General features: G+C 74.7%; 19 protein-coding genes and 1 tRNA gene. 7 read left to right on the plus strand and 13 right to left on the minus strand.

Translation table 11 applies throughout. The features are described 5' to 3' along the window. Positions 1-92: 92 nt before the first annotated feature. Entirely contained in the window at positions 93-2,300 is a 2,208-nt protein-coding gene (locus WME83_RS15140) for a pseudouridine synthase (protein ID WP_437319992.1), read from the minus strand. Between the two features lie 446 nt (positions 2,301-2,746). On the opposite strand from WME83_RS15140, the gene WME83_RS15145 reads away from it, so the two are divergent. After that, entirely contained in the window at positions 2,747-4,342 is a 1,596-nt protein-coding gene (locus WME83_RS15145) for a PEGA domain-containing protein (RefSeq protein ID WP_437319993.1), read from the plus strand. 10 nt (positions 4,343-4,352) lie between these two features. Here WME83_RS15145 and cyaY read toward each other — a convergent pair whose 3' ends face one another. The 12 genes from cyaY to WME83_RS15205 form a co-directional block, all read right to left on the minus strand. Continuing rightward, positions 4,353-4,691, minus strand: coding sequence for an iron donor protein CyaY (gene cyaY / locus WME83_RS15150; protein WP_437319994.1), 339 nt, complete (start codon positions 4,689-4,691; stop codon positions 4,353-4,355). Positions 4,692-4,748: 57 nt separating this feature from the next. Then, the gene (gene phnY, locus WME83_RS15155) at positions 4,749-6,197 is read right to left on the minus strand and encodes a phosphonoacetaldehyde dehydrogenase (protein WP_437319995.1); all 1,449 of its coding nucleotides are present in this window, start codon (positions 6,195-6,197) and stop codon (positions 4,749-4,751) included. Between the two features lie 33 nt (positions 6,198-6,230). After that, positions 6,231-7,508: a phosphonoacetate hydrolase gene (gene phnA / locus WME83_RS15160; RefSeq protein WP_437319996.1), complete on the minus strand. Its 1,278-nt coding sequence runs from the start codon at positions 7,506-7,508 to the stop codon at positions 6,231-6,233. A gap of 106 nt (positions 7,509-7,614) precedes the next feature. Beyond that, positions 7,615-7,896 (minus strand): hypothetical protein, encoded by a 282-nt coding sequence (locus WME83_RS15165; RefSeq protein ID WP_437319997.1) that lies wholly within the window; start codon positions 7,894-7,896, stop codon positions 7,615-7,617. 64 nt (positions 7,897-7,960) lie between these two features. After that, positions 7,961-8,034, minus strand: a tRNA-Arg gene (locus WME83_RS15170). Between the two features lie 110 nt (positions 8,035-8,144). Further along, the gene (gene uppS / locus WME83_RS15175; RefSeq protein WP_437319998.1) at positions 8,145-8,885 is read right to left on the minus strand and encodes a polyprenyl diphosphate synthase; all 741 of its coding nucleotides are present in this window, start codon (positions 8,883-8,885) and stop codon (positions 8,145-8,147) included. 297 nt (positions 8,886-9,182) lie between these two features. Beyond that, positions 9,183-10,553: a histidine kinase dimerization/phospho-acceptor domain-containing protein gene (locus tag WME83_RS15180; RefSeq protein WP_437319999.1), complete on the minus strand. Its 1,371-nt coding sequence runs from the start codon at positions 10,551-10,553 to the stop codon at positions 9,183-9,185. A gap of 3 nt (positions 10,554-10,556) precedes the next feature. Beyond that, positions 10,557-11,258 carry a winged helix-turn-helix domain-containing protein gene (locus WME83_RS15185; protein ID WP_437320000.1) on the minus strand — a complete coding sequence of 234 codons (702 nt, stop codon included), beginning with the start codon at positions 11,256-11,258 and terminating at the stop codon, positions 10,557-10,559. A gap of 156 nt (positions 11,259-11,414) precedes the next feature. Continuing rightward, on the minus strand, positions 11,415-11,993 hold the full coding sequence (locus tag WME83_RS15190) for a hypothetical protein (protein ID WP_437320001.1): 579 nt from the start codon (positions 11,991-11,993) through the stop codon (positions 11,415-11,417). 11 nt (positions 11,994-12,004) lie between these two features. Then, positions 12,005-13,282 carry a hypothetical protein gene (locus WME83_RS15195; protein ID WP_437320002.1) on the minus strand — a complete coding sequence of 426 codons (1,278 nt, stop codon included), beginning with the start codon at positions 13,280-13,282 and terminating at the stop codon, positions 12,005-12,007. Then, positions 13,279-14,466: a hypothetical protein gene (locus WME83_RS15200; protein ID WP_437320003.1), complete on the minus strand. Its 1,188-nt coding sequence runs from the start codon at positions 14,464-14,466 to the stop codon at positions 13,279-13,281. Before WME83_RS15200 ends, WME83_RS15195 begins: the two co-directional genes overlap by 4 nt. A 178-nt stretch (positions 14,467-14,644) precedes the next feature. Next, the gene (locus WME83_RS15205; RefSeq protein WP_437320004.1) at positions 14,645-15,505 is read right to left on the minus strand and encodes a tetratricopeptide repeat protein; all 861 of its coding nucleotides are present in this window, start codon (positions 15,503-15,505) and stop codon (positions 14,645-14,647) included. 293 nt (positions 15,506-15,798) lie between these two features. Here WME83_RS15205 and WME83_RS15210 point away from each other — a divergent pair, with 293 nt between their 5' ends. The 6 genes from WME83_RS15210 (at position 15,799) to WME83_RS15235 (ending at position 21,975) form a co-directional block, all read left to right on the plus strand. Beyond that, complete coding sequence (locus WME83_RS15210) at positions 15,799-17,238, plus strand: sigma-54-dependent transcriptional regulator (protein ID WP_437322000.1); 1,440 nt, start codon at positions 15,799-15,801, stop codon at positions 17,236-17,238. 4 nt (positions 17,239-17,242) lie between these two features. Next, a complete protein-coding gene (locus WME83_RS15215; protein WP_437320005.1) occupies positions 17,243-18,532 on the plus strand; it encodes a formylglycine-generating enzyme family protein in 1,290 nt (429 codons plus the stop codon). 258 nt (positions 18,533-18,790) lie between these two features. After that, on the plus strand, positions 18,791-19,489 hold the full coding sequence (locus WME83_RS15220) for a hypothetical protein (RefSeq protein ID WP_437320006.1): 699 nt from the start codon (positions 18,791-18,793) through the stop codon (positions 19,487-19,489). Further along, the gene (locus WME83_RS15225) at positions 19,486-20,655 is read left to right on the plus strand and encodes an ABC transporter ATP-binding protein (RefSeq protein WP_437320007.1); all 1,170 of its coding nucleotides are present in this window, start codon (positions 19,486-19,488) and stop codon (positions 20,653-20,655) included. Before WME83_RS15220 ends, WME83_RS15225 begins: the two co-directional genes overlap by 4 nt. Next, positions 20,645-21,409 carry a hypothetical protein gene (locus WME83_RS15230; protein ID WP_437320008.1) on the plus strand — a complete coding sequence of 255 codons (765 nt, stop codon included), beginning with the start codon at positions 20,645-20,647 and terminating at the stop codon, positions 21,407-21,409. The genes WME83_RS15225 and WME83_RS15230 overlap by 11 nt, the downstream gene beginning before the upstream one ends. 152 nt (positions 21,410-21,561) lie before the next feature. Beyond that, a complete protein-coding gene (locus WME83_RS15235) occupies positions 21,562-21,975 on the plus strand; it encodes a hypothetical protein (RefSeq protein WP_020735031.1) in 414 nt (137 codons plus the stop codon). The last annotated feature ends 20 nt before the right edge of the window (positions 21,976-21,995 follow it).

Below are 21,995 nucleotides of genomic sequence, written 5' to 3' on the forward strand. Positions count from 1 at the left end.
GCGCGAGGTGGTCGCGGCGGGAGCGCCGCGGCCGCCGACCGCGACGGCGGCGGCCGGCCGCCTGCGTGCGCGGGAGCGGCGGCGCGGGCCGCTCAGTCCTCGTCGCCGGTCGAGATGATGGGGTGCCGGATGGTCCGGGGCGACTCATCGAGATCCGGGACGCGGATCGAGATGGGCCCGGGGCTGCGGATGGAGGGGGGCGGCGCGGACTCGGAGTCCTCGGTGCGCAGCGGGATCATCCTGCTGCTCGGAGCGGGCTCGTCGGTGGCCGTCGTCAGCACGGCGACCGCCCGCTGCTCGCCGAGGGCGTGCTTCTGCTCGAGGAAGCGCAGGACCGACGGGCCGGTCGAGCGCTCGAGCGCCGAGCGCAGGTCGCCGGGGAGCGTCGACTCGATGATCATCTTCACGCCGGTGCGGGGGTGCTCGATCTCGATGCGCACGAGGTGCACGAACGAGCGGTCGAGCCCGTGCTTCTCCTCGAAGTAGCGGTTCGTGGGCACGTGGCCGTAGCGCTCGTCGCCGAGGATCGGGTGGCCGATCGCGGCGAGGTGCCGCCGGATCTGGTGCGTGCGCCCGCCGTCCGGGATGACGCGGAGGATCGAGTGGCCCGAGGCGACGGCGAGGCGGCGGTACCGCGTGCGCGCGGTGTACGTGCGCGTCCCCTCGCGGAGGTCGCGGGTGATCGCGCCCTTGCCCGGGGTCACGCCCTTGGCCGCGGCCAGGTAGATGAGGCGCCCCGTCTTCGTGAGCGCCTCGCCCCAGCGCGCGGCCGCCTCCTCGTTCCGCGCGAGCATGACCAGGCCACTCGTGCCCGGATCCAGCGCGTGCACGACCACGGGCGTCGTGGTGCTGCCCGGGATGCGGGCGCAGCGGGCGAGCAGCGAGCCGAGGTACTCCGGCTGCGGGGCCACCGGCTCGTGCGGGCCCTTCTCGACGACCAGCACGCCGTCGTCGTCGTAGATGACCTTCGGCGCCGGCGGGGGCGTCCTCCGGAGGGCGGCGATCGTCTCGATCTCCTCCGTGAGCGGGATCATGTCGAGCGGCGTGAGCTCCGTCGACGAGTACCCGAGGCGGCAGAAGTGATCGAGGTCGCGCGCGAGCGTGTCGGGATCGCACGAGACGTAGACGAGCAGCGGCGCGCCGAGGCGCGCGATCGCCTCGCGCGCGGTCGGGGAGACGCCGCGGCGCGGCGGGTTCACCACGATGCCGTCGAACTTCTCCGAGCCGTTGACGAGGGAGCTCACGATCTCGGCGACGTCGCCGGTGCGCACCTCCACGCGCTGGCTCAGCCCCTGGGCCTCGGCCGCCGCGCGGGCGTTCGCCGCCGCGGGCGCGAAGGACTCGACCATGAGGACGCGGTTGCCGCCCTGCGCCAGGGCGAGCGAGATCGCGCCCGAGCCGCCGTAGAGGTCGAGGATGCGCGGCGGCTCCTTGCGCCGGGAGGCCGGGCCCATCGGGGCCTCGCCCTCGATCACGGGCCCGTCGTTCTCGAGCGACGCGATCTCGCGGAGCAGGAGGGCGTGCACGCGCGCGGCCTGCGAGCGGTGCGCCTGCACGAACGAGCCGAACGCGGCGACGTGGTAGGTCTGCCCGATCCGGTCCTCCGCGTGCGAGACGCCGTCGAGCACGATCGTCTCGGGGCCGAGGATCTGCGGCGCCTCCGCGTCGTGGAAGTTCGCCGCGACGCCGATGACGCGGGGGAGCATCGGGCGGATGGCGCGGCCTGCCTCGCGCAGCTCGTCGCGCGTGCACGCGCGCTCGCGCTGGAGGACGAACGTGATCAGCACGAACGCCGGGTTGTCCTCGGTCGCGCCCATCTCCGCGTAGAGCGGCGTGCCGGGCGCGAGGTGGACCTCGCGCAGGTCGAGGGCGCGGAGCACGCCGCCCCGCGCCGGATCGTACGGCAGGAGCAGCGGCCGGACCTCCGGCGGCGGGGACGCGATCAGCTCGCGGAGCCGCGAGGTCACCGCCGCGAGGGCCGGGGCGAGGACCCGGCAGCCCGGGATGTCGACGACCTCGTGATGCCCTGTGCGGCCGTACAGCCCGATCGCGCCGGAGGGGGCGACGATGAGCTTCGCTCGGCCGCGATAGCCGGTGATCGGATCAGCCGGGATGACCGGGCTCGTCTGGAGCAGCTCGAGCGACGGGTAGTGCGCGGCCGCGGACACGACCCTCGCGCGCTTCGTGCTGAGCTGCTCTGCGTAATCGCCCGCGATGAGCGGACAGCCCGCGCACTCGACCGAGTGCACGCACTCGATCAACGTGTTCGGGATCTCGCCTGCCTTCAATGTGCGCCGCACGGGCCCGGACAAAACGCCGCCGCCCGATCCCTCTGCGCCGGTGCTCTCGCCCAGCCCGTGCGGTTCTTCGATACCTGCGCCGGAAGCCATTCCGGGGGAGCTTACAGGGGCTCTCGGCCAGCGTCGAAGGTGTAAAGAGAAGTCCGTCGAGCTTTTCGTCTGCAGCGCTTCGACGTTCCGGGCGCGCTTCCGGGGGCGCTCGGGATCCCCGGAAAACCCCGTGTCTCCCCGGCGGCCCGCGCGATCGCCCGGACGGCGGGCCGTCCAGGCCGCGTTCGCTCCGTCGAGGCGGCCCGAGCCGAGGTAAGGAGCGGCGCGAGGCGCCGCCACATTGGCGCCCGCGCGGCTCCTTACCTCGGGCCGCCGTGCCGTTCGCGACATCCGTGGGCGCAAATGGCGCGTCCGTCCCGCGCGCGCCGTGGATGAGGTGGTAGACTGAGCGCCTCTTGCGTCTTCCGATCGCTTCTCTCTCCGGCGTCCTGGCTGTGCTGTTCGCCCACGCGGCGCTCGCCGCGCCGGGCGACAAGGAGGCGAACCAGGGCATCAACGCGGCGCGGGGCGGGTTCTGCAAGCGGGCGATCCCGCTCCTCGAGTCCGCCGAGGGCCAGCGGCACCGCCCGAGCTCTGCGGTCCCGCTCGCCGACTGCTATGCGAAGCAGGGCGAGCTGCTGAAGGCGAGCGAGATCTATCACACGGTCGCGAGCGAGAAGCGGGAGCCCGGCTACACCGGTCGGGATGTCGTGGCCATCACATCGGCCAAGAAGAAGGCGGCGCAGCTCGACGCGCGCATCCCGACGCTCGTCGTCACGCCGGCGGAGCCCTACGCGGGGCTCGTCGTCGAGATCAACGGCGAGCCGATCGGCGATCCATCGACGCCGCAGCGCTTCGATCCGGGCAAGCCGCTGTCGGTCGTCGCCAGGGCCGACGGGTACGAGGAGCTCTCGCAGAAGATCACGCTGAAGGAGAAGCAGCGGCGCGAGCTCAAGCTGCGCCTCAAGCCGAAGCCCGGCGCGGCGAAGCCGGCGGAGAAGCCCGTGGCGGCGAAGCCGCCGGAGAAGAAGCCGGCGGAGAAGCCCGTGGCGGCGAAGCCGGCGGAGAAGCCCGTGGCGAAGAAGCCGCCGGAGAAGAAGCCGCAGAAGCCGGTGGCGAAGAAGCCGCCGGAGAAGAAGCCGACGAAGCCCGTGGCGAAGACGCCGCCGGAGAAGCCGGCGGAAGACGAGCCGCGCGTCGCGGCCGGGCCCGACGAGAAGGCGAAGCCGCAGGTCGAGATGCCCGAGCCCACGCCGCCGGACGAGATGCCCGCGCCCACGCCGCCGGCCCGGCGCAAGCAGCGGAACGTGTGGCTCGGCGCCGGCTTCCGGGGCTTCTTCGTCCCCCAAGTCATGTTCGAGCTCTTCGGAGAGGGCGGGCGGCACGCCTTCTTCCCCGGCGGCGACGTCTCGCTGTCCACGCGGCTCGGAAGCTTCGATCTCGTCTTCTCGGTCGCCTACGCGCGCTTCCGGTTGCAGGAGACGCCCTTCTTGCCGAACGGGCACCCCGACACCGACTACGAGATCATCGAGAGCGATCTCCAGGCGCTCCAGGCGGACGCCCGCCTGGTCTGGAACATTCCGCTCGATCGCGACGAGCGGTTCGCCTTCCGCGTCGGGGCGGGCGTCGGCGTGGGCTGGATGTTCATGGGCGAGCTCTACCGGACCCAGGCGTACCCCGGCGACGCCGTCCCCGGCGACCAGAGCACCTTCGTGCCGGGGGATCCGTACCGCTACAAGAAGTGCCGCGGGCCGAACAACCCGGAGGGGAGCTTCCGGTACTGCAACCAGCTCGACTACGACGCGGATCACTACCCCGGCTACGCCGAGCCGAGCTGGTTCACCCGCCCCAAGGGGAAGCCCCAGGGCCTGAAGCCGGTCGTCTATCCGTGGCTCCTCTTTCCCGAGCTCGGCCTCTCGTTCCGGCCGTGGGACCGCGTCGCCTTCGATCTGCGGGTCGGCGCCTCGGTGACGGGTCCGCTCGGCGCGCTCGGCATCCGCTTCGCGCTGTGAGCGGCGGGGCTCAGCGCTCGAGCTTCACGTCGCGGCGGAGCTTCCGGGAGACCACCGCCTCGAGCGTGCTCCAGAGCTCCTCGCCGGTCCGCTGCGCCACCCAGCGGCCTTCGGGCTGCAGGTAGTCGAAGTGCCACGCCGCCCGCTCGGCGGCCATCCAGATCTGCCGCGCCGCGCGGTGGCTGTTGACGACGTACTTGACGCCGTCCTCGAACTCCAGGGTGAGGATGCCGCTCTGCAGGTCGGCCTCCACGCCGTCGGGGATCTCGTTGACCGCCCGATCCAGCGCGCGCAGCGACCGATCGGCCACGGCGTCGAACTCTCGCTCCGACAGGGGCTCTCCGCTCATGCCGATCGGCTTACAACGGCGCGCGCCGCGGCGGTATGGGGAAGCGCCCTGGGCCGCTCACTCCCAGGGCATCGTGTAGAGCTTCACGTTGCTCATCGCCTTCATCGCTTCGACCACGCCCTCCTTGACGCCGGTGCCGCTGTCCTTGATGCCCCCGAACGGCGACAGCTCGGAGCGGTACCCCGGCACCTCGCGCACGTTGACCGTGCCGCAGCGCAGCTCCCGGACGAGCCGGTGGACGTGCCTCATGTCGTTCGTGCAGACGCCGGCGGAGAGGCCGTAGCTCGTCCCGTTCGCCACCGCGATCGCCTCGTCGATGTCCCTCACCCGGAGGATCGGCGCGTGCGGGCCGAAGGTCTCCTGCTGCACGGACGGGGCGTCGCGCGGCACGCGATCCATCACGGCGGGGCCGTACAGCGCCCCGCGGCGCTCGTTCCCGAACAACAGCTCGGCGCCCCGCGCGAGCGTGTCCGCCGCGGCCGCCTCGAGCTGCCGCGCCGCGGCCTCGGAGATCACCGTCCCCATGTCCGTCGCGGGGTCGCGCGGATCGCCGACCTTGAGCTGCGCCGACGCGGCGGCGAGGCGCGCCGCGAACTCGTCCGCGACGCGCTCGCTCACGATGAGCCGCTTCACCGCCGTGCAGCGCTGGCCCGAGTTCTTGTAGCAGCCGTAGACGGCGAGCCGCACCGCCTCGTCCAGATCCGCGTCGTCGAGCACGATGAGCGGATCGTTGCCGCCGAGCTCGAGCACCGCGCGCCGGTAGCCGAGCATGCCGGCGATGCGCTTGCCGATCTCGACCCCGCCGGTGAAGCTCACGAGCTCCACCGCGGGGTGGGTCACGAGCGCCCGCCCGATCTCGGCCGGGTCGCCGGTCACGACGCTGAGCATGCCGGGCGGCAGCCCCGACTCGTGCAGCACGGCCGCGAGGTAGACGGCGGAGAGCGGCGTCTTCTCCGACGGCTTGAGCACCATCGCGCTGCCGCTCGCGATGCTCGGCGCGACCTTGTGGGCGACCTGGTTCAGCGGGTGGTTGAACGGCGTGATCGCCGTCACGAGGCGCAGCGGCTCGCGCAGTGTGTAGCCGCGGCGGGGCTTGCCGTTCGCCGAGATGTCGAACGCGAGGCACTGGCCGTCGTCGCGGAGCGCCTCGTACGCGGCGAACCGGAGCACGTCGAGCGCGCGCCGCACCTCGTACGCCGTGTCTTTGAGGCAGAGCCCGCTCTCCCACGTGATGAGCCGCGCGACCGCGTCCGCCTGCGCCTCGATGAGCGCCGCGGCGCGAAGGAGGATCTGGCTGCGCTCGTGGCGCGAGAGCCGCGGCGGGCCGGACGACGCGGTCTCGATCGCCCGCGTCACCTCCCGCTCGTCGAGCCTCGGCACGCTGCCGATCACCTCGCCCGTGAACGGGTAGCGCACGAGGATGCGCTCGTCCCGGCTCACCGGCCTGCCCCCGATCAGGCACGGAAAATGGAACCCCGGTCGTTCGATGGAGAGCGTCGAGCCCATCCTGTCCCCCCTTCAGGCGCTCGATCGAGGGCGCTAGGCCGCGGCGATCGAGAGTCGGTTCAGCACGAGATCGAAGACGTCCGCGTTCGACAGCGCGCACGGCCGGCCGCTCGCCGCGCCCGCGGCCGCGCCGAGGAGCCTCGCGCGCTCCTCGGGCCGGAGCGGGTGGCTCGCGAGGATCGGCACGTCGGCCTCGTGCAGGCCGCCGTGGGACCTGAGCCCGCGCTGCACGGCGGAGAGGTCGTGGTAGGCCGCGCTCTTGCCGAGCACCGTGCTCCGATCGCCGAGGACCACGAGGTCGCCGATCCGGTCCGGCGGCAGCGCGAAGCGCCGCGCGGCCTCGTCGCGGGGCAGGACGAGCTCCACGCCCGGGAGCCGCGCGAGGACCTCCGCGGCGCGCGGCTGCGCCGAGGCAGAGGCGTACACGGTGGCGTACGACCCGAGCGCGCCGTGGTGCACCACGTACGGGTCGGTGATCGGCAGGAGCACCCGGAAGCCCGAGAGGCCGGCCTCGCGGAGCGCGTCCTCGAGGTAGCGCACGTTGGGCGAGCCGTCCGGCGCGGTCTTGTCGTTCATGCCGTGATCCGCGGTGATGCCGCAGACGAACCCGGCGTCGAGGTACGCGCCGAAGAGCGCGTCGAAGCGGGCGTAGAACCGATCCGACATCGGCCCGCGCGGCGGCTCCTTGTGCTGCACGTAGTCGGTCAGCGACACGTAGAGCAGCGTGGCCGAGACCCGCTCGTGCAGCGCGAGGCCCATCTCCATCGCGTAGTGCGAGATGTCCCAGTCGTAGATCGACGGGTTCTCGCGGCCGACCGCGGCGGTGATCGAGGCGATCCCGTGCTCCGGGAGCGCCTGCTCGTGCGCCTTCTCGGCCGACAGCGAGATCGGGCGCGGCCCCCCCTCGCGGCAGGCGCCGAGCAGCGCGCGGAGCTTGTCCTTGGCCGTGATGCAGAGGGTCCGGACGCCCGCCTGCTCCATCTTCTCGAACAGCGTCGGGACGCGCAGGAACCGCGGGTCGTTCATCGGCACCTCCTCCCCCGAGGCGGCGTCGAAGTAGTAGTTGCCCGAGATGCCGTGCACGCGCGCCGGCTGGCCGGTCACGATGGACACGTTGTTCGGGTTCGTGAAGCTCGGGATCTGGCCGCGGCCGCGCATGTACAGGCCGCCTCCGGCGAGCGTGGCCGCGAGCCGAGGCATCAGCCCGTCCGCGAGCGCCTGGTCGAGGTACTCGGGCGCGCAGCCGTCGACGCAGAACACCACGGTCTTGCGCGCGGGCAGCGCGTAGCGCCGGTCGCACAGATCGATCATGCCGAACGCTGACACGCAGCGCGCGGGCCGAGAAGGGCGGCGGCCGCGGCGCCCCCGGGGCCGGTCCGCCTCGAACGGCGGGCGCGGCGCGCGCCGCGGCGATGGGTCAGTAGCCCGGCCAGGGGTCGGCCGGCTTCGGAGGCGCCGGGGCCGGTCGCTTGAAGCACATCACGCCGGCGTCGAGCGCCACGAGCTCCCAGCCGCTCTCCCCGCGCGCCTTGGCGACGGCGCGGGCTTCCTCGACGCCGTGCGCCTGCTCGCAGTCCTGCTCCCACCTCAGCGCGGGGGCGCTCGGCGCGATCCCCTGGGCGCGCACCCGCCCCGCCGCGAGCGCGCAGGCCGCGCCCAGCACCAGACCGCCCAGCACGAGCACGACCCGCTTCTCCATGATGCCAGGAACATGGTGGTCCGCTGCGGGCAGGACCGTCAAGCGACGCACCGGGGACGTTCGGCACGCCCGGCAGGATTCGAACCTGCGACCCGCGGCTTAGAAGGCCGCTGCTCTATCCAGCTGAGCTACGGGCGCGTGGACGACAAGCGCGTCTTTCGTACTGCATCGCGGCCCCGGAATCGAGCGTCACGAGCGCCACGAGCGACGCGGGCGCGCGCGGGCGCGGCACGCCGCGCGGCGCCGGTTCAGCCCGACGCGGCCATCCGCCGGACCTGCTCGCCGGTCCGGCCGTAGCGCCGCTGGCGCCGGGCGTAGGTCGCGAGCGCCTCGTCGAAGGTCGCCTCGGTGAAATCGGGCCAGAGCGTGTCGGTGAAGAACAGCTCCGCGTACGCGGCCTCGAAGAGCAGGAAGTCGCTGAGGCGCTTCTCTCCGCCCGTGCGGATGATGAGATCCGGATCCGGCATCGCGCTGGTCGTCAGGAAGTTCCGGAGCGACGTCTCGTTGATCTCCTCCGGGATGACGAGGCCTGCGCGCGCGCGGACCGCGAGCGCGCGCATCGCGTTCGCCATGTCCCGGCGGCCGCCGTAGCTCAGCGCGAGCGCCAGGGTCATCTCGGTGCCGCCCGAGGTGTCCTCCACGAGCTTCTCCATCGCGCGCCGCGTCGGGGTCGGGATGTCCTCGAGGTCGCCGACGATCTGCACCGCGATGCCGCGCCGGATCAGCTCGTCGTGCTCCCCCTCGGCGAACTCCTGGCAGATGCGCATCAGCGCGTCGATCTCGTCCTTGGGCCGCGACCAGTTCGCGACGCTGAACGCGTAGAGCGTGAGGTACGGGATGCCGCGATCGCGGCAGGCGCGCACCGAGAGGCGCACGGCCTGCGCGCCGTGCTGGTGCCCCTGCATCCGGGGGAGACCCCGCGCCGCTGCCCAGCGGCCATTGCCATCGAGGATGATCGCGACGTGCTTGGGGAGATTGCTGGACGTCATGGTTTTCCTGGTGGGGACGACGACCCACTTTGCGCCGAGCTTGGGCGCGGTAGGGGGGCAGACGGTGATGCGATTGTGGAGGTTCTGTGGAGGATGCCGCGGATGAGCTCAAGGGCCGCCGCCCGTGGACCTTAGCGCGCGCCCGGCGGAGCGCTCCGCCCGACCGCCGGCCGCGCCTTCGCACCACCGATCGGGTGCGCTGTCAAACCGGAGAAACCTCCCGGAAACCAAAATGGTCCCGGGGGTGAATCGGGGGGAAAGAAAATGGAGCGGGGGAGCTCGTGGTTCCCGACCGGCTCAGGCCCCCGGCAGCGACAGCTTGAACTCGACCTCGGGCGGCCCGCGGTGGGTGCACTCGGCCGAGCCGCTGTGGGCCTCGGCGATCGCCTTGACGATCGCGAGGCCGAGGCCGGTGCCGCCCCGGTCGGCGCGGGTCGTCACGAACCGGCGGAACAGGCGGCCGGCGACGTGCCGCCCGATCTCGCCGCGGTTGCGGATCGCGATCGCGACCTGTCCGCCCAGGCGGGACACGGCGATGCGGATGGGCGCCGCGGCGTCGCCGTGCGTGCGCGCGTTGTCGAGCAGGTTGTCGAGCGCGCGCGACAGCCAGAGCTCGTCGCCGCGCACGGCCGCCGAGCTCGGCGCGTCGAGCTCGACGCGGCTGCCGCGCTCCCGCGCCCGCGCCGCGGCGGCCTGCGCGATCGCGACGAGGTCGACGACCGCGGCGTGCTCCACGCCGCGCGCCTCGAGGCGCGCGAGCGACAGGAGCTCCCCGAGGAGCGCCTCGATCCGGGTGATCGCCTCGCGGATGCGGGCGACGAAGCGCGCGGCCTCCTCGGGGTCGTCGAGCGCGCCCTCGGAGAGCACCTCGGCGCTGGCGCGGATCGCGGCGACCGGGTTCTTGAGCTCGTGCGACAGGTCGGCGGCGAACGTCTCGACGAAGGGGCGGCCCTCGAGCTGGCGCCGCATCGAGTCGATGGCGCGCGTCAGCCGCTGGACCTCGCGGCCCTGGGCCGGCGGCGGCGCCGCGCGCACCTCCCCCTCGCTCACGCGCACGGCGAACTCGGTGAGCGCCTCGATCGGCGTCGCGATGGCGCGGCCGATCAGGAAGGACGAGAGCGCGGCCGCGGCGCCGAGCACCGTGCTGATCACGAGGATCGGCGGGGCGAAGTCGGCGACCATCCGCTGCACGACGATGGTCGGCTTCACGACCTGCACGCTCCCGACGCGCCGGCCGCGGACCTCGATGGGCGCGGTCACGAAGACCGTCCCGGGCTCGCCCGGCGAGGCGCCGCGGGCCCGGAGCACGCGCCCTTCCGGGTCGAGCAGCGCGATGTTCTGGGCCGTCGGGCCCTCGCCGTCGAGCGCGCGCACGGCGGCGAGGTCGACGCCGCGGACCTCCATCTCCATCGCGGCGACGGCGGCGAACGCGGCCGCCTCGTCGCGCGCGCTGCCCTCGGCGAGCAGCGTCGCGCGCGCCTCGATGCGATCGATGACGAGCAGCCCGAGCCCGAACGCGAACGCGCCGACGATGCCGCCGAGCGCGATGAAGATCTGCATCCGGATGCTCATCCCGGCCGTCCGGGCGCGGACGAGGCGGGAGGCGAACAGCGCGACGAGCAGGATGATCGAGACGGCCGCCGCCGCGGTGACGACGAGGCGCACCATGGGCTAGCCGCCGCCTTCCGAGGGGCTCGGCTTGTCGGTGACGCGGTAGCCGACGCCGCGCACCGTCTCGATGAGGTCGGCGTCGCCCCCGGCCTCGACGACCTTCTTCCGGAGCCCCTTCACGTGCGAGTCGATGGTCCGGTCGGTGATCGCGAACCCGTCGCCCCAGACGCGGTCGATGAGCTGCGCGCGCGTGAACACCCTGCCCGGCGCGGCGAGCATGCAGGCGAGCAGGTCGAACTCGACGCGGGTGAGGTCGACCTTCTGGCCGTTGACGTGCGCCCTGCGCGTGGCCTCGTCGACCATGAGCGGCAGCGGCGCCGGGGCGGCGTCGGGCGCCTGCGGCCGCGCCGCGCGGCGCAGGACGGCCCGCACCCGCGCGACGATCTCCCGCGGCGAGAACGGCTTGGTCACGTAGTCGTCGGCGCCGGTCTCGAGCGCGGCGACGCGGTCGGCCTCGCTGTCGCGGCTCGACAGGACGATGATCGCGGCGCGCGCCCCGCTCCGCCGCACCTGGCCGATGAGATCGAAGCCGCTGCCGTCGGGGAGCATCAGGTCGAGGATGATGAGGTCCGCCTTGTCGATCTCCCGCTCGGCGGCCGCGAGCGTGGTGGCGACCGTGGCCGCGAACCCGTCGCGGCGCAGGAAATAGGCGATCGACTCGGCGATGGCCGGCTCATCCTCGACGACCAGGACCTTGGCCATGATCGGGGAGCCTAGACCGACGCGGCGGACGCGTCGACAGGGCTGGCCGGCGGGGTCGTGCCGCCACATTGTGGCGTGGTCACGCGCACTTGCGCGGCGTGGCCGCGCGCTCCCAGGCGACCACCCGCGCGACCCGCGCTCACGGGAGCGCCGCGCTCACGGGAGCGCCGCGTTCACGAGCTCGCGCACGATGCCGAGCAGCCGGTCGTAGTGCTCCGGGATGGGCCGCAGGCCGGCGCAGTGCACCACGAGCCCGCCGGGGCGGAGCTCGAGGTGACCCTGGAAGCCGCGGCGAGCGAGGAGCTTGCGCAGGCGCGGGTGGAACGCGGCGGCGGCCTCGCGCGGCGAGGCGGCGAAGGTCGTCGCGTGGGCGTCCCAGAGCGCGTCGCCGAGGACGACCCGGGGCGGCGGTGCGCTCTCGATGAAGGCGACGCGGGTCAGGAAATGCTCGCCGACGCGCATCGCGGCGCGGCGCTGGAGCGCCGGGTGCGCCGCGAAGCCGAGCAGCGATCGCTCGAGCGGCTCGGCGTCGCCGTCCGCGTACCACGGCTCGGCGATGACCGCGTGCCCGGGGTTCGCCGTCCACGTGCACGAGGAGAGATAGGCGGAGGGCGGCGCGATGGTGTCGTACGGCTCCCAGCGACGGAACCAGGCCTCGTCGGGGCGCGCGGTGAAGGCGAGGCCCCGCCGGGCAGCCCACGCGGCGATGAGCTCGGAGCCGAGCGAAGGCGGCATGGCCTGCGAGGTTAATCCCCGCGACGGCGCCTCGGAAGCCTCCGCCGCCACGCCGCGGCGAGCGCGCCCGCGCCGAGCGCCACCCAGGACGCCGCGCCGGCGGCGCCGCCGCTCCCGGGCAGGTCGCAGGAGCACCGGCCGTAGAGGCCCACCGTCGTGGTCGTTCCGTCGTCGTTCTCCTCGTCGTCCAGGGGGCCTCCGGATCCTCCCTGGCCTGCGGTCACGGGCGCGCCTCCGGCGTTGCCGTCCGGTCCGCCGCTGCCGCCCACGCCCCCAGCGCCGCCGCTGCCGCCTGCGCCGCCGTCGCCACCTGTACTACCGCTGTCGCCGCCGCCTGTACTGCCGCCGCCTCCGCTGCCGCCCACGCCCCCCGCGCCGCCCTCGCCCGTCGGGCCGCCGTCGTCGGCGCAGCGCGTGACGTGGAGGGGGCGCGTGCGCGTGCAGTCCGTCGGCGAAGCGCAGCGCGGCTCGGAGAGCGCGGCCGGCGCGCCGCCGGCGCCGATCTCGCCGAGGGCCGGGTAGGCGACCTCGGTCTTTTCCCAGCGCCCGCCGGTGTGCTCCATCCGGCCGAACACCCGCTCCTGGTACGGAGCGGCGCCGCCGATCGCCGGATCGTAGACGCCGCGCCCCGCGTCGTAGTTCGGGTTGTTCGGGTTGTTGACGTACGACAGCCCGTTATACGCCCACACGGCGCTGTACCAGTGCTCGACGATCGACGGCTGCCGGTCGCCGACGCAGCGCGTGGCCTTCCACTTCATGGCGAGGATGTGCGTGCCCGTGGCCGCGTTGTACGTCGGGTCCGCGGCCACGCGGCGCGGGTCGAAATCCGGGCTGTCGCCGCCGCGCATGCCGCTCGTGATCTGCGAGGCGCCGTAGCCGCAGTCGAACGAGATGATCGTCCGCGAGCTCGCCCCCGCCTGGTCCATCGGCCGGTCCGGCGCGCAGAACTGCTGCCACCCCGACTCCTGCATGGCGATCGCCTTCAGCAGCTCGCACGGGAACGTCGCGTCGACCTGCCGCGGCGCCTCGGGCTTCTCGCAGCCCTGGCCGAGATCGATGGTCTCCGGGCCGGCGTCCCCCCAGGCCGCGGGGCCCCGCGAGACGAGGTCGAAGATGGCGTTCCACTCCGCGACCGACGGGTTGATCCCGGGCACGGCCTCGATCGCGCACCCGCGATCGTTGTAGGCGCTCGACGCGGTGAAGCAGGGGCAGTACGCCGCGCGGGCGGCCGGCGCCAAGAGCGCGGCCGCGGAGATCGCCGCCGGGACCAGGAGAAGGCGGCTCCTCACGGCTCCTCCTTCGCGGTGGTGAAGCCGGCGACGGCGATGCGCGCGCCGGACGGCGCGGGGATCGCGAAGGCCTCGCCGCTCTCCGCGTGGATCGCGAAGGGGACGGCGAACGCGGAGGGGTTCGTGTGCAGCGCGGCGACCCACGCCCCGTCCGGCGAGACGGCCTGGATGGCGTCGACGCCGGCGCCGAGCGGGCCGCGGACCTCCGCGCGGGCGCCGACGACGCGGAGCCCGGCGGCGCGGTCGGGCGTGTACGCGAGCCCGCCGCCCGGCCAGGCGTGCGGGGCGAGGCCGCTGTTCGCGCTCACCTCGAGCCGGGCGCGCTTGCCGCGGGCGAGGTCGAGGCGATCGATGACCCAGAGGCCGGGATCGGCCTCGTGCCGCTCCTGGAACACGAGCGCGCCCGTGGTCGCGTCGATCGAGAAATCGCGCGCGAACGGCGGGATCGACGGGGCGAGCACCCGCGCCGCGCCGGAGTCGGGGTTCACGAGGACGAGGTCGGCCGACCCCGGGGAGACGCGGTAGACGACGAGCTCGCCGTTCCACGCGCCGGCGAGGAAGGCGAGGTAGCCCGTGTGCCGGTGCGCGGTGCGCGTCGCGCCGGTGGCGAGGTCGACCTCGTCGATCGTGAGCGCGTCGACCCGGAGCCGCGCGAGGTCGCCGTCCATCGGCGGCTCCGGGCCGGCGGCGCCGCGCGAGACGAAGACGCGCCCGTCGGCGGTGACGAGCGGGCGGCTCGCGTGCACCACGCCGTCGCAGAGCGCGACCGGCTCGGCGTGCGGCTCGACGCGGAAGAGGGTCGCGTTGAACGAGCGATCGCGCGACGGGCGCGTGTCGGCGGTCGCGACGACGATCGGCGTCCGCGGCACGACGCGGGCGCGGACGACCGCGTCGTCGAGGTGCTGGAGCGTGGCGAGCGCGGGGCCGGCCTGGGCGCCCCCGACGGCGGCGATGTGGAGCGTGGTCCGGGTGGCCCCCGGCGTGGTCGCGAGGATCGCGACCCGGGCGGCGGCGCTCGCGGCGGGCGCCGCGGCGGCCGCGGGCACGAGGAGGTGGCCGATCCGCGCGAGCGCGGGCGCGGGGGCCTCGCCGCGGGCGAGCACCGCGGCTCCCGCGATCGACAGCGCGGCGAGCAGCGCGCCCGGAAGCGCGATTCTGTTCAGAGAGGACCGTGTGAGGAGCAAGCGGGAGGACGAGCTGAGACGCACGGTGGAAGAGTAGACGATGTGCCCGCGAGCGCTCGCTCGCGGGCGGCCCGGCGCTCCCGGCAGCGGCGCACCTTCGCAGGCCAGGGCGGCGGATCGCGCCGCTCGTGGCGCGCCGGCGCCGGCTCGGAGGCCGGCGTCGCGCCGGGAAGCCCGCTCAGAAGCGGCCCGACACGCCGACCCCGGCCGCGCCTGGACCGGCGACCGGGGTCAGCCGGATCCCGCCGGAGGGCGCAGGCGAGCTGGCGGCCGGACGGGGCTGGTTGAACCCGAGCTCCCAGATGAGGCCTCCCGCGACGCCCGCGGCGCCCAGGCCGAGGAGCACGCCGCCGACGGTCGCGTGGGTGCGGCCCTGGTTGCCCAGATCGGCCACGTCCGGCTCGCAGTCGACGCGCGACGGACAGCTGTCCTCGGCGGAGCCGATGTCCGCGAAGCCGCTCGAGGTCAGGATCCCGCCGACCAGCAGCGTGACCACGCCGGCGCCGGTCGCGACCCACGGCGCATACCCGTACGGAGGCTGCGGCGGCGGGGGCGGCTCCGCGGAGAGGCTCGGGGTCGCCGAGGCGGTGGGGAGCGTCGGAGGCGGCACGGGCGCGGACGCCGACTCGCTGGCGGTCGGGGTCGGCGCCGGCCGGATGGAGTTCTTGAGGTTCTGGATCTTGTCCTGGATCGTCTGCGCGTCGGTCGCGTCCGGCATGCGGGCCAGGTACGTCTCCAGCGCGGTGACCGCCTCGGCGCGGTCACCCTTCTTCTCGTACGCGTTGGCGATGTTGATGAGCACGGCGTGCGCCGCGCAGTCGAGCCGGTAAGCGTCCTTCCAGTACTGGATGGCGCGGTCGTAGTCGGCCCGCTCGTAGAACTGCGTGGCGGCCTTGTGCGCGCCCTTGGCGCCCTCCAGGTCAGCGGGCGTCGCGGTGCGGTTGCACTCGGGGTACTCGATGGCCGGATCTCCTGCTACGGCCAACCCCGCGGCGAGGAACATCCCCGCGCCGAGACCGACCAGCCAAGTCCGAAGCACACGCATCCGAGCCGCCCTCCACGAGAAGTGGGCGCAGCATACTGATCCGTTTCGCCGGCAGCGAGAAAAAGGCATCACGGCGGACTTCGGGGCAATGCGCTCGGCCCGTCGACCGCGGGACGGGCGGCCGAGCGAGGCGGCGGGCCGGATCCGGCGCCCGCCGGCGCGACCGCGCCGCGCGGCCAGATCGACGACCGACGATGACCGACGACGACTGGCGACGACCGACCCCGAGCGCCGGGGATCGGTCACGGCGCTTGCCCGGTTGCCGGTTCTGCTAGTCTCGCCCGGTGATGCTCCCCGAAAAGAAGCAGATCCTCGTCGTCGATGACGAGGCGAACCTCCGGCGGGTCCTCAGCGCCCAGCTCGGCCGGGATGGCTATGAGGTCCACACCGCCGAAGACGGCGAGGAGGGCCTCGCGTTCCTCAAGGAGCACCACATCGACCTGGTCATCACCGATCTCCGGATGCCCAAGGTCGACGGCATGGACCTGCTCCGGGCCGCGCTCCGCGACGACCCCTCGCGCCCCGTCGTGCTCCTCACGGCGCACGGGACCGTCGACAACGCCGTCGAGGCGCTCAAGACGGGCGCGTTCGACTACATCACGAAGCCGTTCGATCAGAACGAGGTGCGCGTCGTCGTGAAGAAGGCCCTCCGCACCCGCGATCTCGCGAGCGCGGACGCCACGCGCGACGTCACCGCGGCGCCTCCCCGCGGCGGCTCGGACCGCTTCGGCATCATCGGCGAGAGCCCGCCCATCCAGGAGCTCTACGCGATCCTCGAGCGGGTCGCCGACACGCCGACGACGGTGCTCATCAGCGGCGAGAGCGGCACCGGGAAGGAGCTCGTCGCGCGGGCGCTGCACGAGAACTCCAGCCGGCGCGACCGGCCGTTCATCAAGGTCAACTGCGCGGCCATCCCGAAGGATCTCATGGAGTCGGAGCTCTTCGGCTACGAGCGCGGCGCCTTCACGGGCGCGGTCGCCTCCAAGCCGGGGCGCTTCGAGCTCGCCTCCGGCGGGACGCTCTTCCTCGACGAGATCGGCGAGATCCCGACCGAGATGCAGGTGAAGCTCCTGCGCGTCCTGCAGGAGAGCGAGTTCGAGCGGGTCGGGGGCATCAAGACCATCCACGTCGACGTCCGGCTCGTCGCCGCCACGAACCGCGATCTCAAGCGGGAGATCGCGGCGGGCACGTTCCGGGAAGACCTCTTCTACCGGCTCAACGTCGTCCCGATCGCGCTCCCCGCGCTGCGCGATCGGAGGAGCGACATCCCCCACCTCTGCGCCCACTTCGTCGCGAAGTTCAACGCGCGCCTCAAGAAGAGCATCGAGGGCATCGAGCCCGAGGCGCTCGAGCGCCTGTCGTCGCACGCGTGGCCGGGGAACATCCGCGAGCTCGAGAACGTCGTCGAGCGCGCGCTGCTCTTCGCCGACGGCGCGCGCATCCGCCTCGACGATCTGCCGGAGGAGATCCGCAGCGGCGCCACGTCGGCGCCGGGCGCGTCGGTGCCGCCCGCGGCCGCGGACACCGCCCTCGCGCCGTCGACGCCCGACGGCCTGAAGGAGCAGGTCAAGGCGGCGATGAGCAAGCTGGAGCGCGACCTCATCGAGCGCGCCCTCAAGCAGACGCACGGCAACGTCACGCACGCCGCGCGGCTCCTCAAGATCTCTCGCAAGGGGCTCCAGCTCAAGATGAAGGAGCTGAACCTCCGCGAGCGCGACCCCGAGTGAGACCGTGGGCCCCGGCGAGCAGCGCTCCGTCCGCGCGCTGAGGGGGAAGTCCCTCGCGGCCGCCGCGTCGCTCGCCGTCCTCCTCGCGGCCGCCGCCGGCTGCGAGCGCGGCGGCGCCTCGCCGCGCACGGACGCCGACCTCGACGCCGCGCCGCCCTGGGACGTGGGCCAGGCCGAGCCGGAGCCGCGCCCCGGCATGGCGTGGATCCCGAAGGGCGTGCTCATCGCCGGCACGCCGCCGGACCGGCTGCCGCGCATCGCCGACGAGGAGATGGCGGGCGCGCAGGTCGTGATGCACGGCTTCTACATCGACGTCTTCTCGTACCCCAACGAGGTCGGCGCGATCCCGACCACGAACGTCACGCAGGACGAGGCGCGCGCGCTCTGCGAGGCGCAGGGCAAGCGCCTCTGCACGGAGCTCGAGATCGAGCGGGCCTGCAAGGGGCCGGCGAACACCACGTACGAGTACGGCGACGCGTACAAGGCCTCGGTGTGCGCGACCGGGCAGAGCCGGGTGCTGACGCCGAACGGCGTGAACGCCGGGTGCGTGAGCGCGTTCGGCGTGCACGATCTCCACGGCGGCGTGTGGACCTGGACGTCGAGCCAGTGGCAGCGGGACACCAGCAAGCCGGGGCTCGTGACGCTGCGCGGGGGCAACGGGCCCTCGGGGGAGCTCGTGGGGCGCTGCGCCCACGGGCGCGGCGTCAAGCCGGACACGCGCCGCCCCGAGGTCGGCGTGCGCTGCTGCGCCGGGGAGGTGAACAGCTTCGAGGTGGTGCTCGAGGTGACGCGCGATCGCCCGCTCCGGCTGGAGCCGCTCGTCGACCCGCGCGCGGCGGCGCAACTCGCCGAGCTCGCGCCGGAGGAGGCGCGCGCCGCGGCCCAGGCCGGATCGCCCGAGGCCACGTTCAAGGTCGAGCGCATGTGGACCTGGCACCCCCGGGGCAACGAGGAGCTCGTGCTCGGCGGCGGCTGCGCGCGCCCGGGCGACGCCAAGGAGGCGCGCGGCCGCGGCAAGCGCGCGAAGCGGGCGCGGCCCGGCGACAAGGCGACGTGCGGGCTCCTCGTCGCGCGGATGCGCCTGAGCACGCCCGCGCTGCTCGCGTTCGTCTCGACGGACCTCTGGGAGCCCACGCTCGGGGAGACCGACTCCCCGCGCGAGCTCCTGCTCTACGGCGGCGACGCGCTGGGCGTCTTCCGCCGCCGGATCACCTACGAGTGGGGGAAGATCGGCGTCGCCGACAAGGAGCGCAAGCGCAGGCACAAGGGCCGTCGCGGGCTCTCGTTCGACTAGGCGACGGCCGGGGCAGGGGGCGCGTGTCCACGCGGCGCGCGGGCGCTTCGGTCACACCCGGGGGTGGCGCTTTCGCGCGGCGGCGATCACATTCCAGCGGCGCGCCGACCCGTGGCACATTGGCCTTGCGCCCGCGCGCCTGGAAGGGCAGCGCTAGCAGCGCGCCGCCGCTCTGCCTGCGCGTCCGCCTGCACGCTCCCTCGGCACGCCCCTTCGATGACCCGCCCGCACGACCCCGAACCGCGCGACGCACCGAGCATGCGTCCGGACGACCCCGGGCGGCGGCGCGCGGCCGCGCGGAGGGCGCTGCGCGCCGCGGTCGCGCTGGGGTGCGCGCGGCTGCGCAGCGCGCGCGGCGGGCAGCTCGGCCTCGCCATGGCGGCGCTGATCTCGCTCGGGTACGGCGCCACGGCGCTCGTGCTCCGGCTCGACGACGGGACGACGTCGCTCGAGGGGCTGCTCGGGTCCGCGGCGCGCGGGCTCGCGTGGGCCGCCGCCGGCCCCATCGCCCTCGCCGCGGCGCACGACCGGCCCGCGTCCGATCGCCGCGACGGCATCGAGGCGCTCGCCGCGTCGCGGGGGATCTCGCGGGCCTCCCTGCACGGCGCGCGCAGCCTCGCCGCGATGCTGGAGGTCGCGCGCGTCGTCGCGCTCCCGCTGGCCGCGCTCTCGGCGCTCGCGGCGCTCCTCTCCGGCTCGGTGCTGCTCGCGCTCCAGCACCTCGCCTTCGGCGCCGCGCTCGCCCTGTTCGGCGCCGTCTCCGGCGTGACGCTCGGCGGGCTCGCCGCGGCGAGCGGCCGCCTCGCCGGCGCGCGCGGGCGCGCCCTGTTCCTCTCGCTGACCCTCGCCCCCTGGGCCCTCGCCGACCTCGCCGGCGACGCGCGGTGGTCGATCCCGGGCGCGCTCGGCGCGTTCCTCTCCTTCGCGGTCCGCTCGGCCGGGAGCCCCGCCGGATGATCCCGGGCGCGCCCATCGCGGCGCTCGAGGGCGTGCGCGCGCGCGACAGCGCCGGCGAGGCGGGGCGCCCCCGCGGGAGCCTCTTCGGCGCGGCGGCGGCGCTCGGCCCGGGCGTGCACGCCGTCCTCGGCGCGCCGGAGGACGGGACGCTGGCGCTCGCCGAGGTGCTCGCGGGGCGCGCCGCGCCCCTCGCCGGCCGCGTCCTCGTGGGGGGGCGCGAGCCGTACCGGAGCGCGGCGACGCGGGCGCGGATCGGCGTCCTCTCCATCGCCCCGGAGCTGCCCGACGGCGCGTCGGTGGCGTCGTGCATGGCGGTGGCGCTCCGCGCCCGCGGCGGGCCCGCGAGCAGCGCCGCCGCGCTGCTCGACGCGCTCGGCGTCGCGCCGCTCCTCGCCCGCCGCAGGGCCTCGCTCAGCTTCGCCGAGGCCCGGGCGATCGAGCTGGCGCTCGCCCTGGGGGTGCCGCAGCCGCTCCTGCTCTGCCTCGTCGAGCCGTTCGCCGACGTCGCCGTGCCGTCGCCCGCGCCGGTCCGAGAGCGCCTGCGCGCGCTCGCGGCGGGCGGCGCCTGCGTCGTGCTCATCACGTCCTCGGCGGTGGACGCGCGCGCCCTCGCCGATCGCATCCACGTGCTCGATCGCGGCGTCATCGCCCGGACCGAGCCCGGCGACGGCGATCACCTCGCCGGCGCCCCGAGCCCGGCCGCGCCTGGCGCCGCGGGGCCCGAGCTCGAGCTCCATGTGCTCGTCCACGAGCGCGCGCCCGGCGCGCCCGGCGCTCGCGCGCTCGCCGCCGCGCTCGCGCGCTCCCCCGCGGTGCGCGCGAGCGCGTGGGAGCCGGGGCCGGCCGAGGCGTCGTCGACGCTGCGGATCCGGGCTGCGGACCGGGACGCGGCGGCGCTCGCGCTCGTGGACGCGGCCGCGCAGGAGGACGTCGCGCTGATCGCGATCTCGTCCCCGGCGCCGTCGCTGCACGACGTGCGGGCTGCGACCGCGCTGCACCTCGCCGCCGTTCGCCCGCGCCGGCCGTTCGGCGCGCCCGCGGGCGACGGCGCGGCGCCGCCGCCCGGCGCGCCGCCCCAGGGCCCCGTCGCCGTGGCGGCGTTCGACGCGCCGGCGGCCGACGGCGCGCCGCGCGCCGCGGAGACAGGACGCCAGCATGGTGGGTGAGAGCGCCCCGATCGACGCAGCGCGGCCGGCGCCCCCCGCGGAGGGGGCCTCCGAGCGGGGGACGCCCGCGCGGGTGGGCGTCCGGCTCGGCATGGAGATGGCCCTGAGCCGCCTCCGCGCGCGGCGTCCGCTGCTGGCGCTCGGCCTCGGCGTGGCGCTCGCGGTCGCGGCGGCGGTGATCGAGGTCGCGTTCGGGTCGTCCGGCGCCGTCGACCGGGCGCTGCTCGCCACGTTCCGCCTGGTCACACCGCTCACGATCTTCGCCCTCGCCGCCGACGCCGCGGATCGCACCGCGCTGCGCGACGCGGCCTGGCCGGCGGCCCGCTTCGGCGCGTCCTCTCACCATGTCGCGCTCGGCATCGCCCTGGCCACGGCCCTCGTCGCCGCCGGGGTGGGCGCGTTGCTCGCCATCGTCGTCGTCGCGACCGCCCGGGGGCCCGGCGCTGCGCCGTTTGTCCGAGACATGCTCATCAGTGGGTGGATCGGCGCGCTCGCCGGCGCCGCCTACGCCGGCTGGTTCTCGCTCGGCGCGACCTTCCACCGGCGCGGCCTCGGCCGCTTCGCGCCGCTCGCGGCCGATTTCCTCTTCGGAGGCTCGGCCGGGGTGGTCGGCGCGCTGATGCCGCGGGGCAACGCCGTGAACCTCCTCGGCGGTCCCGCGCCGCTCGGGCTCGGGCAGCCGGCGAGCGCCGGCCTGCTCGCGCTGAGCGCCGTCCTCCTCGCGCTCGCCGCGGCGGCGCGCTGCAGGGAGTAGCGTCGCGCGCCGCGGCGGCGGAGGCGCTCGTTCCGGCTGCCGCGGCCGGTCCGACGGTCGCGGCCGGCCGCTCGACCTCCGCCCCGAGGCGCGGGGCTGTCGGCCACGCGAGGGGGATGGTTTCATCCGCCCGTTCACGTACTCTTCGAGGAATGACTCACGACGACGACGAGGCCACCAAGGCGGTCAACACGCCTCGCTCGGTCCTGCTCGTCGGCTCGGCGGAGGCGCTGGCAGCGCGCTGCAGGGGGATGTGCCTGCGGGCCCGCGTCATGCTCATCGTCGAGAGCGACCTCGCGGCGCTGACGAACACGGCCGTGGAGCGGAAGCCGCTCGCGCTCCTGTTCCCCGACGACATCTACGCCTTCGACAGCGCGGAGTTCGACGCGCTGGCGCGCGACATCCAGGCCGCGGTGGTGACCCTCGAGCCCGGCGTCACGGACGAGGTCATCGAGGCGCGGCTCTCGGAGGCGCTGCTCCGCGCCGAGCTCCTCCGCCAGCCCGAGCCGTCCTCGAGCCGGTACGTGCTGGTCCCTGACGGACCGCGCCGCTCCAAGCGCCGCTGAGCGCGGCGTCCTCCTTCCTG

This window comes from Sorangium sp. So ce385 (genome assembly GCF_051474135.1).
Lineage (GTDB): Bacteria > Myxococcota_A > Polyangia > Polyangiales > Polyangiaceae > Sorangium > Sorangium cellulosum_D.

What these genes read in the sequence shown, in the direction of transcription:
- cyaY (WP_437319994.1), bottom strand. Translation starts at nt 4,691, where the DNA reads ATGAGCGGAGAGCCCCTGTCGGAGCGAGAGTTCGACGCCGTGGCCGAT.
- phnY (WP_437319995.1), bottom strand. Translation starts at nt 6,197, where the DNA reads ATGGGCTCGACGCTCTCCATCGAACGACCGGGGTTCCATTTTCCGTGC.
- phnA (WP_437319996.1), bottom strand. Translation starts at nt 7,508, where the DNA reads ATGATCGATCTGTGCGACCGGCGCTACGCGCTGCCCGCGCGCAAGACC.
- WME83_RS15165 (WP_437319997.1), bottom strand. Translation starts at nt 7,896, where the DNA reads ATGGAGAAGCGGGTCGTGCTCGTGCTGGGCGGTCTGGTGCTGGGCGCG.
- uppS (WP_437319998.1), bottom strand. Translation starts at nt 8,885, where the DNA reads ATGACGTCCAGCAATCTCCCCAAGCACGTCGCGATCATCCTCGATGGC.
- WME83_RS15180 (WP_437319999.1), bottom strand. Translation starts at nt 10,553, where the DNA reads ATGGTGCGCCTCGTCGTCACCGCGGCGGCGGCCGTCTCGATCATCCTG.
- WME83_RS15185 (WP_437320000.1), bottom strand. Translation starts at nt 11,258, where the DNA reads ATGGCCAAGGTCCTGGTCGTCGAGGATGAGCCGGCCATCGCCGAGTCG.
- WME83_RS15190 (WP_437320001.1), bottom strand. Translation starts at nt 11,993, where the DNA reads ATGCCGCCTTCGCTCGGCTCCGAGCTCATCGCCGCGTGGGCTGCCCGG.
- WME83_RS15210 (WP_437322000.1), top strand. Translation starts at nt 15,799, where the DNA reads ATGCTCCCCGAAAAGAAGCAGATCCTCGTCGTCGATGACGAGGCGAAC.
- WME83_RS15220 (WP_437320006.1), top strand. Translation starts at nt 18,791, where the DNA reads ATGCGTCCGGACGACCCCGGGCGGCGGCGCGCGGCCGCGCGGAGGGCG.
- WME83_RS15225 (WP_437320007.1), top strand. Translation starts at nt 19,486, where the DNA reads ATGATCCCGGGCGCGCCCATCGCGGCGCTCGAGGGCGTGCGCGCGCGC.
- WME83_RS15230 (WP_437320008.1), top strand. Translation starts at nt 20,645, where the DNA reads ATGGTGGGTGAGAGCGCCCCGATCGACGCAGCGCGGCCGGCGCCCCCC.
- WME83_RS15235 (WP_020735031.1), top strand. Translation starts at nt 21,562, where the DNA reads ATGACTCACGACGACGACGAGGCCACCAAGGCGGTCAACACGCCTCGC.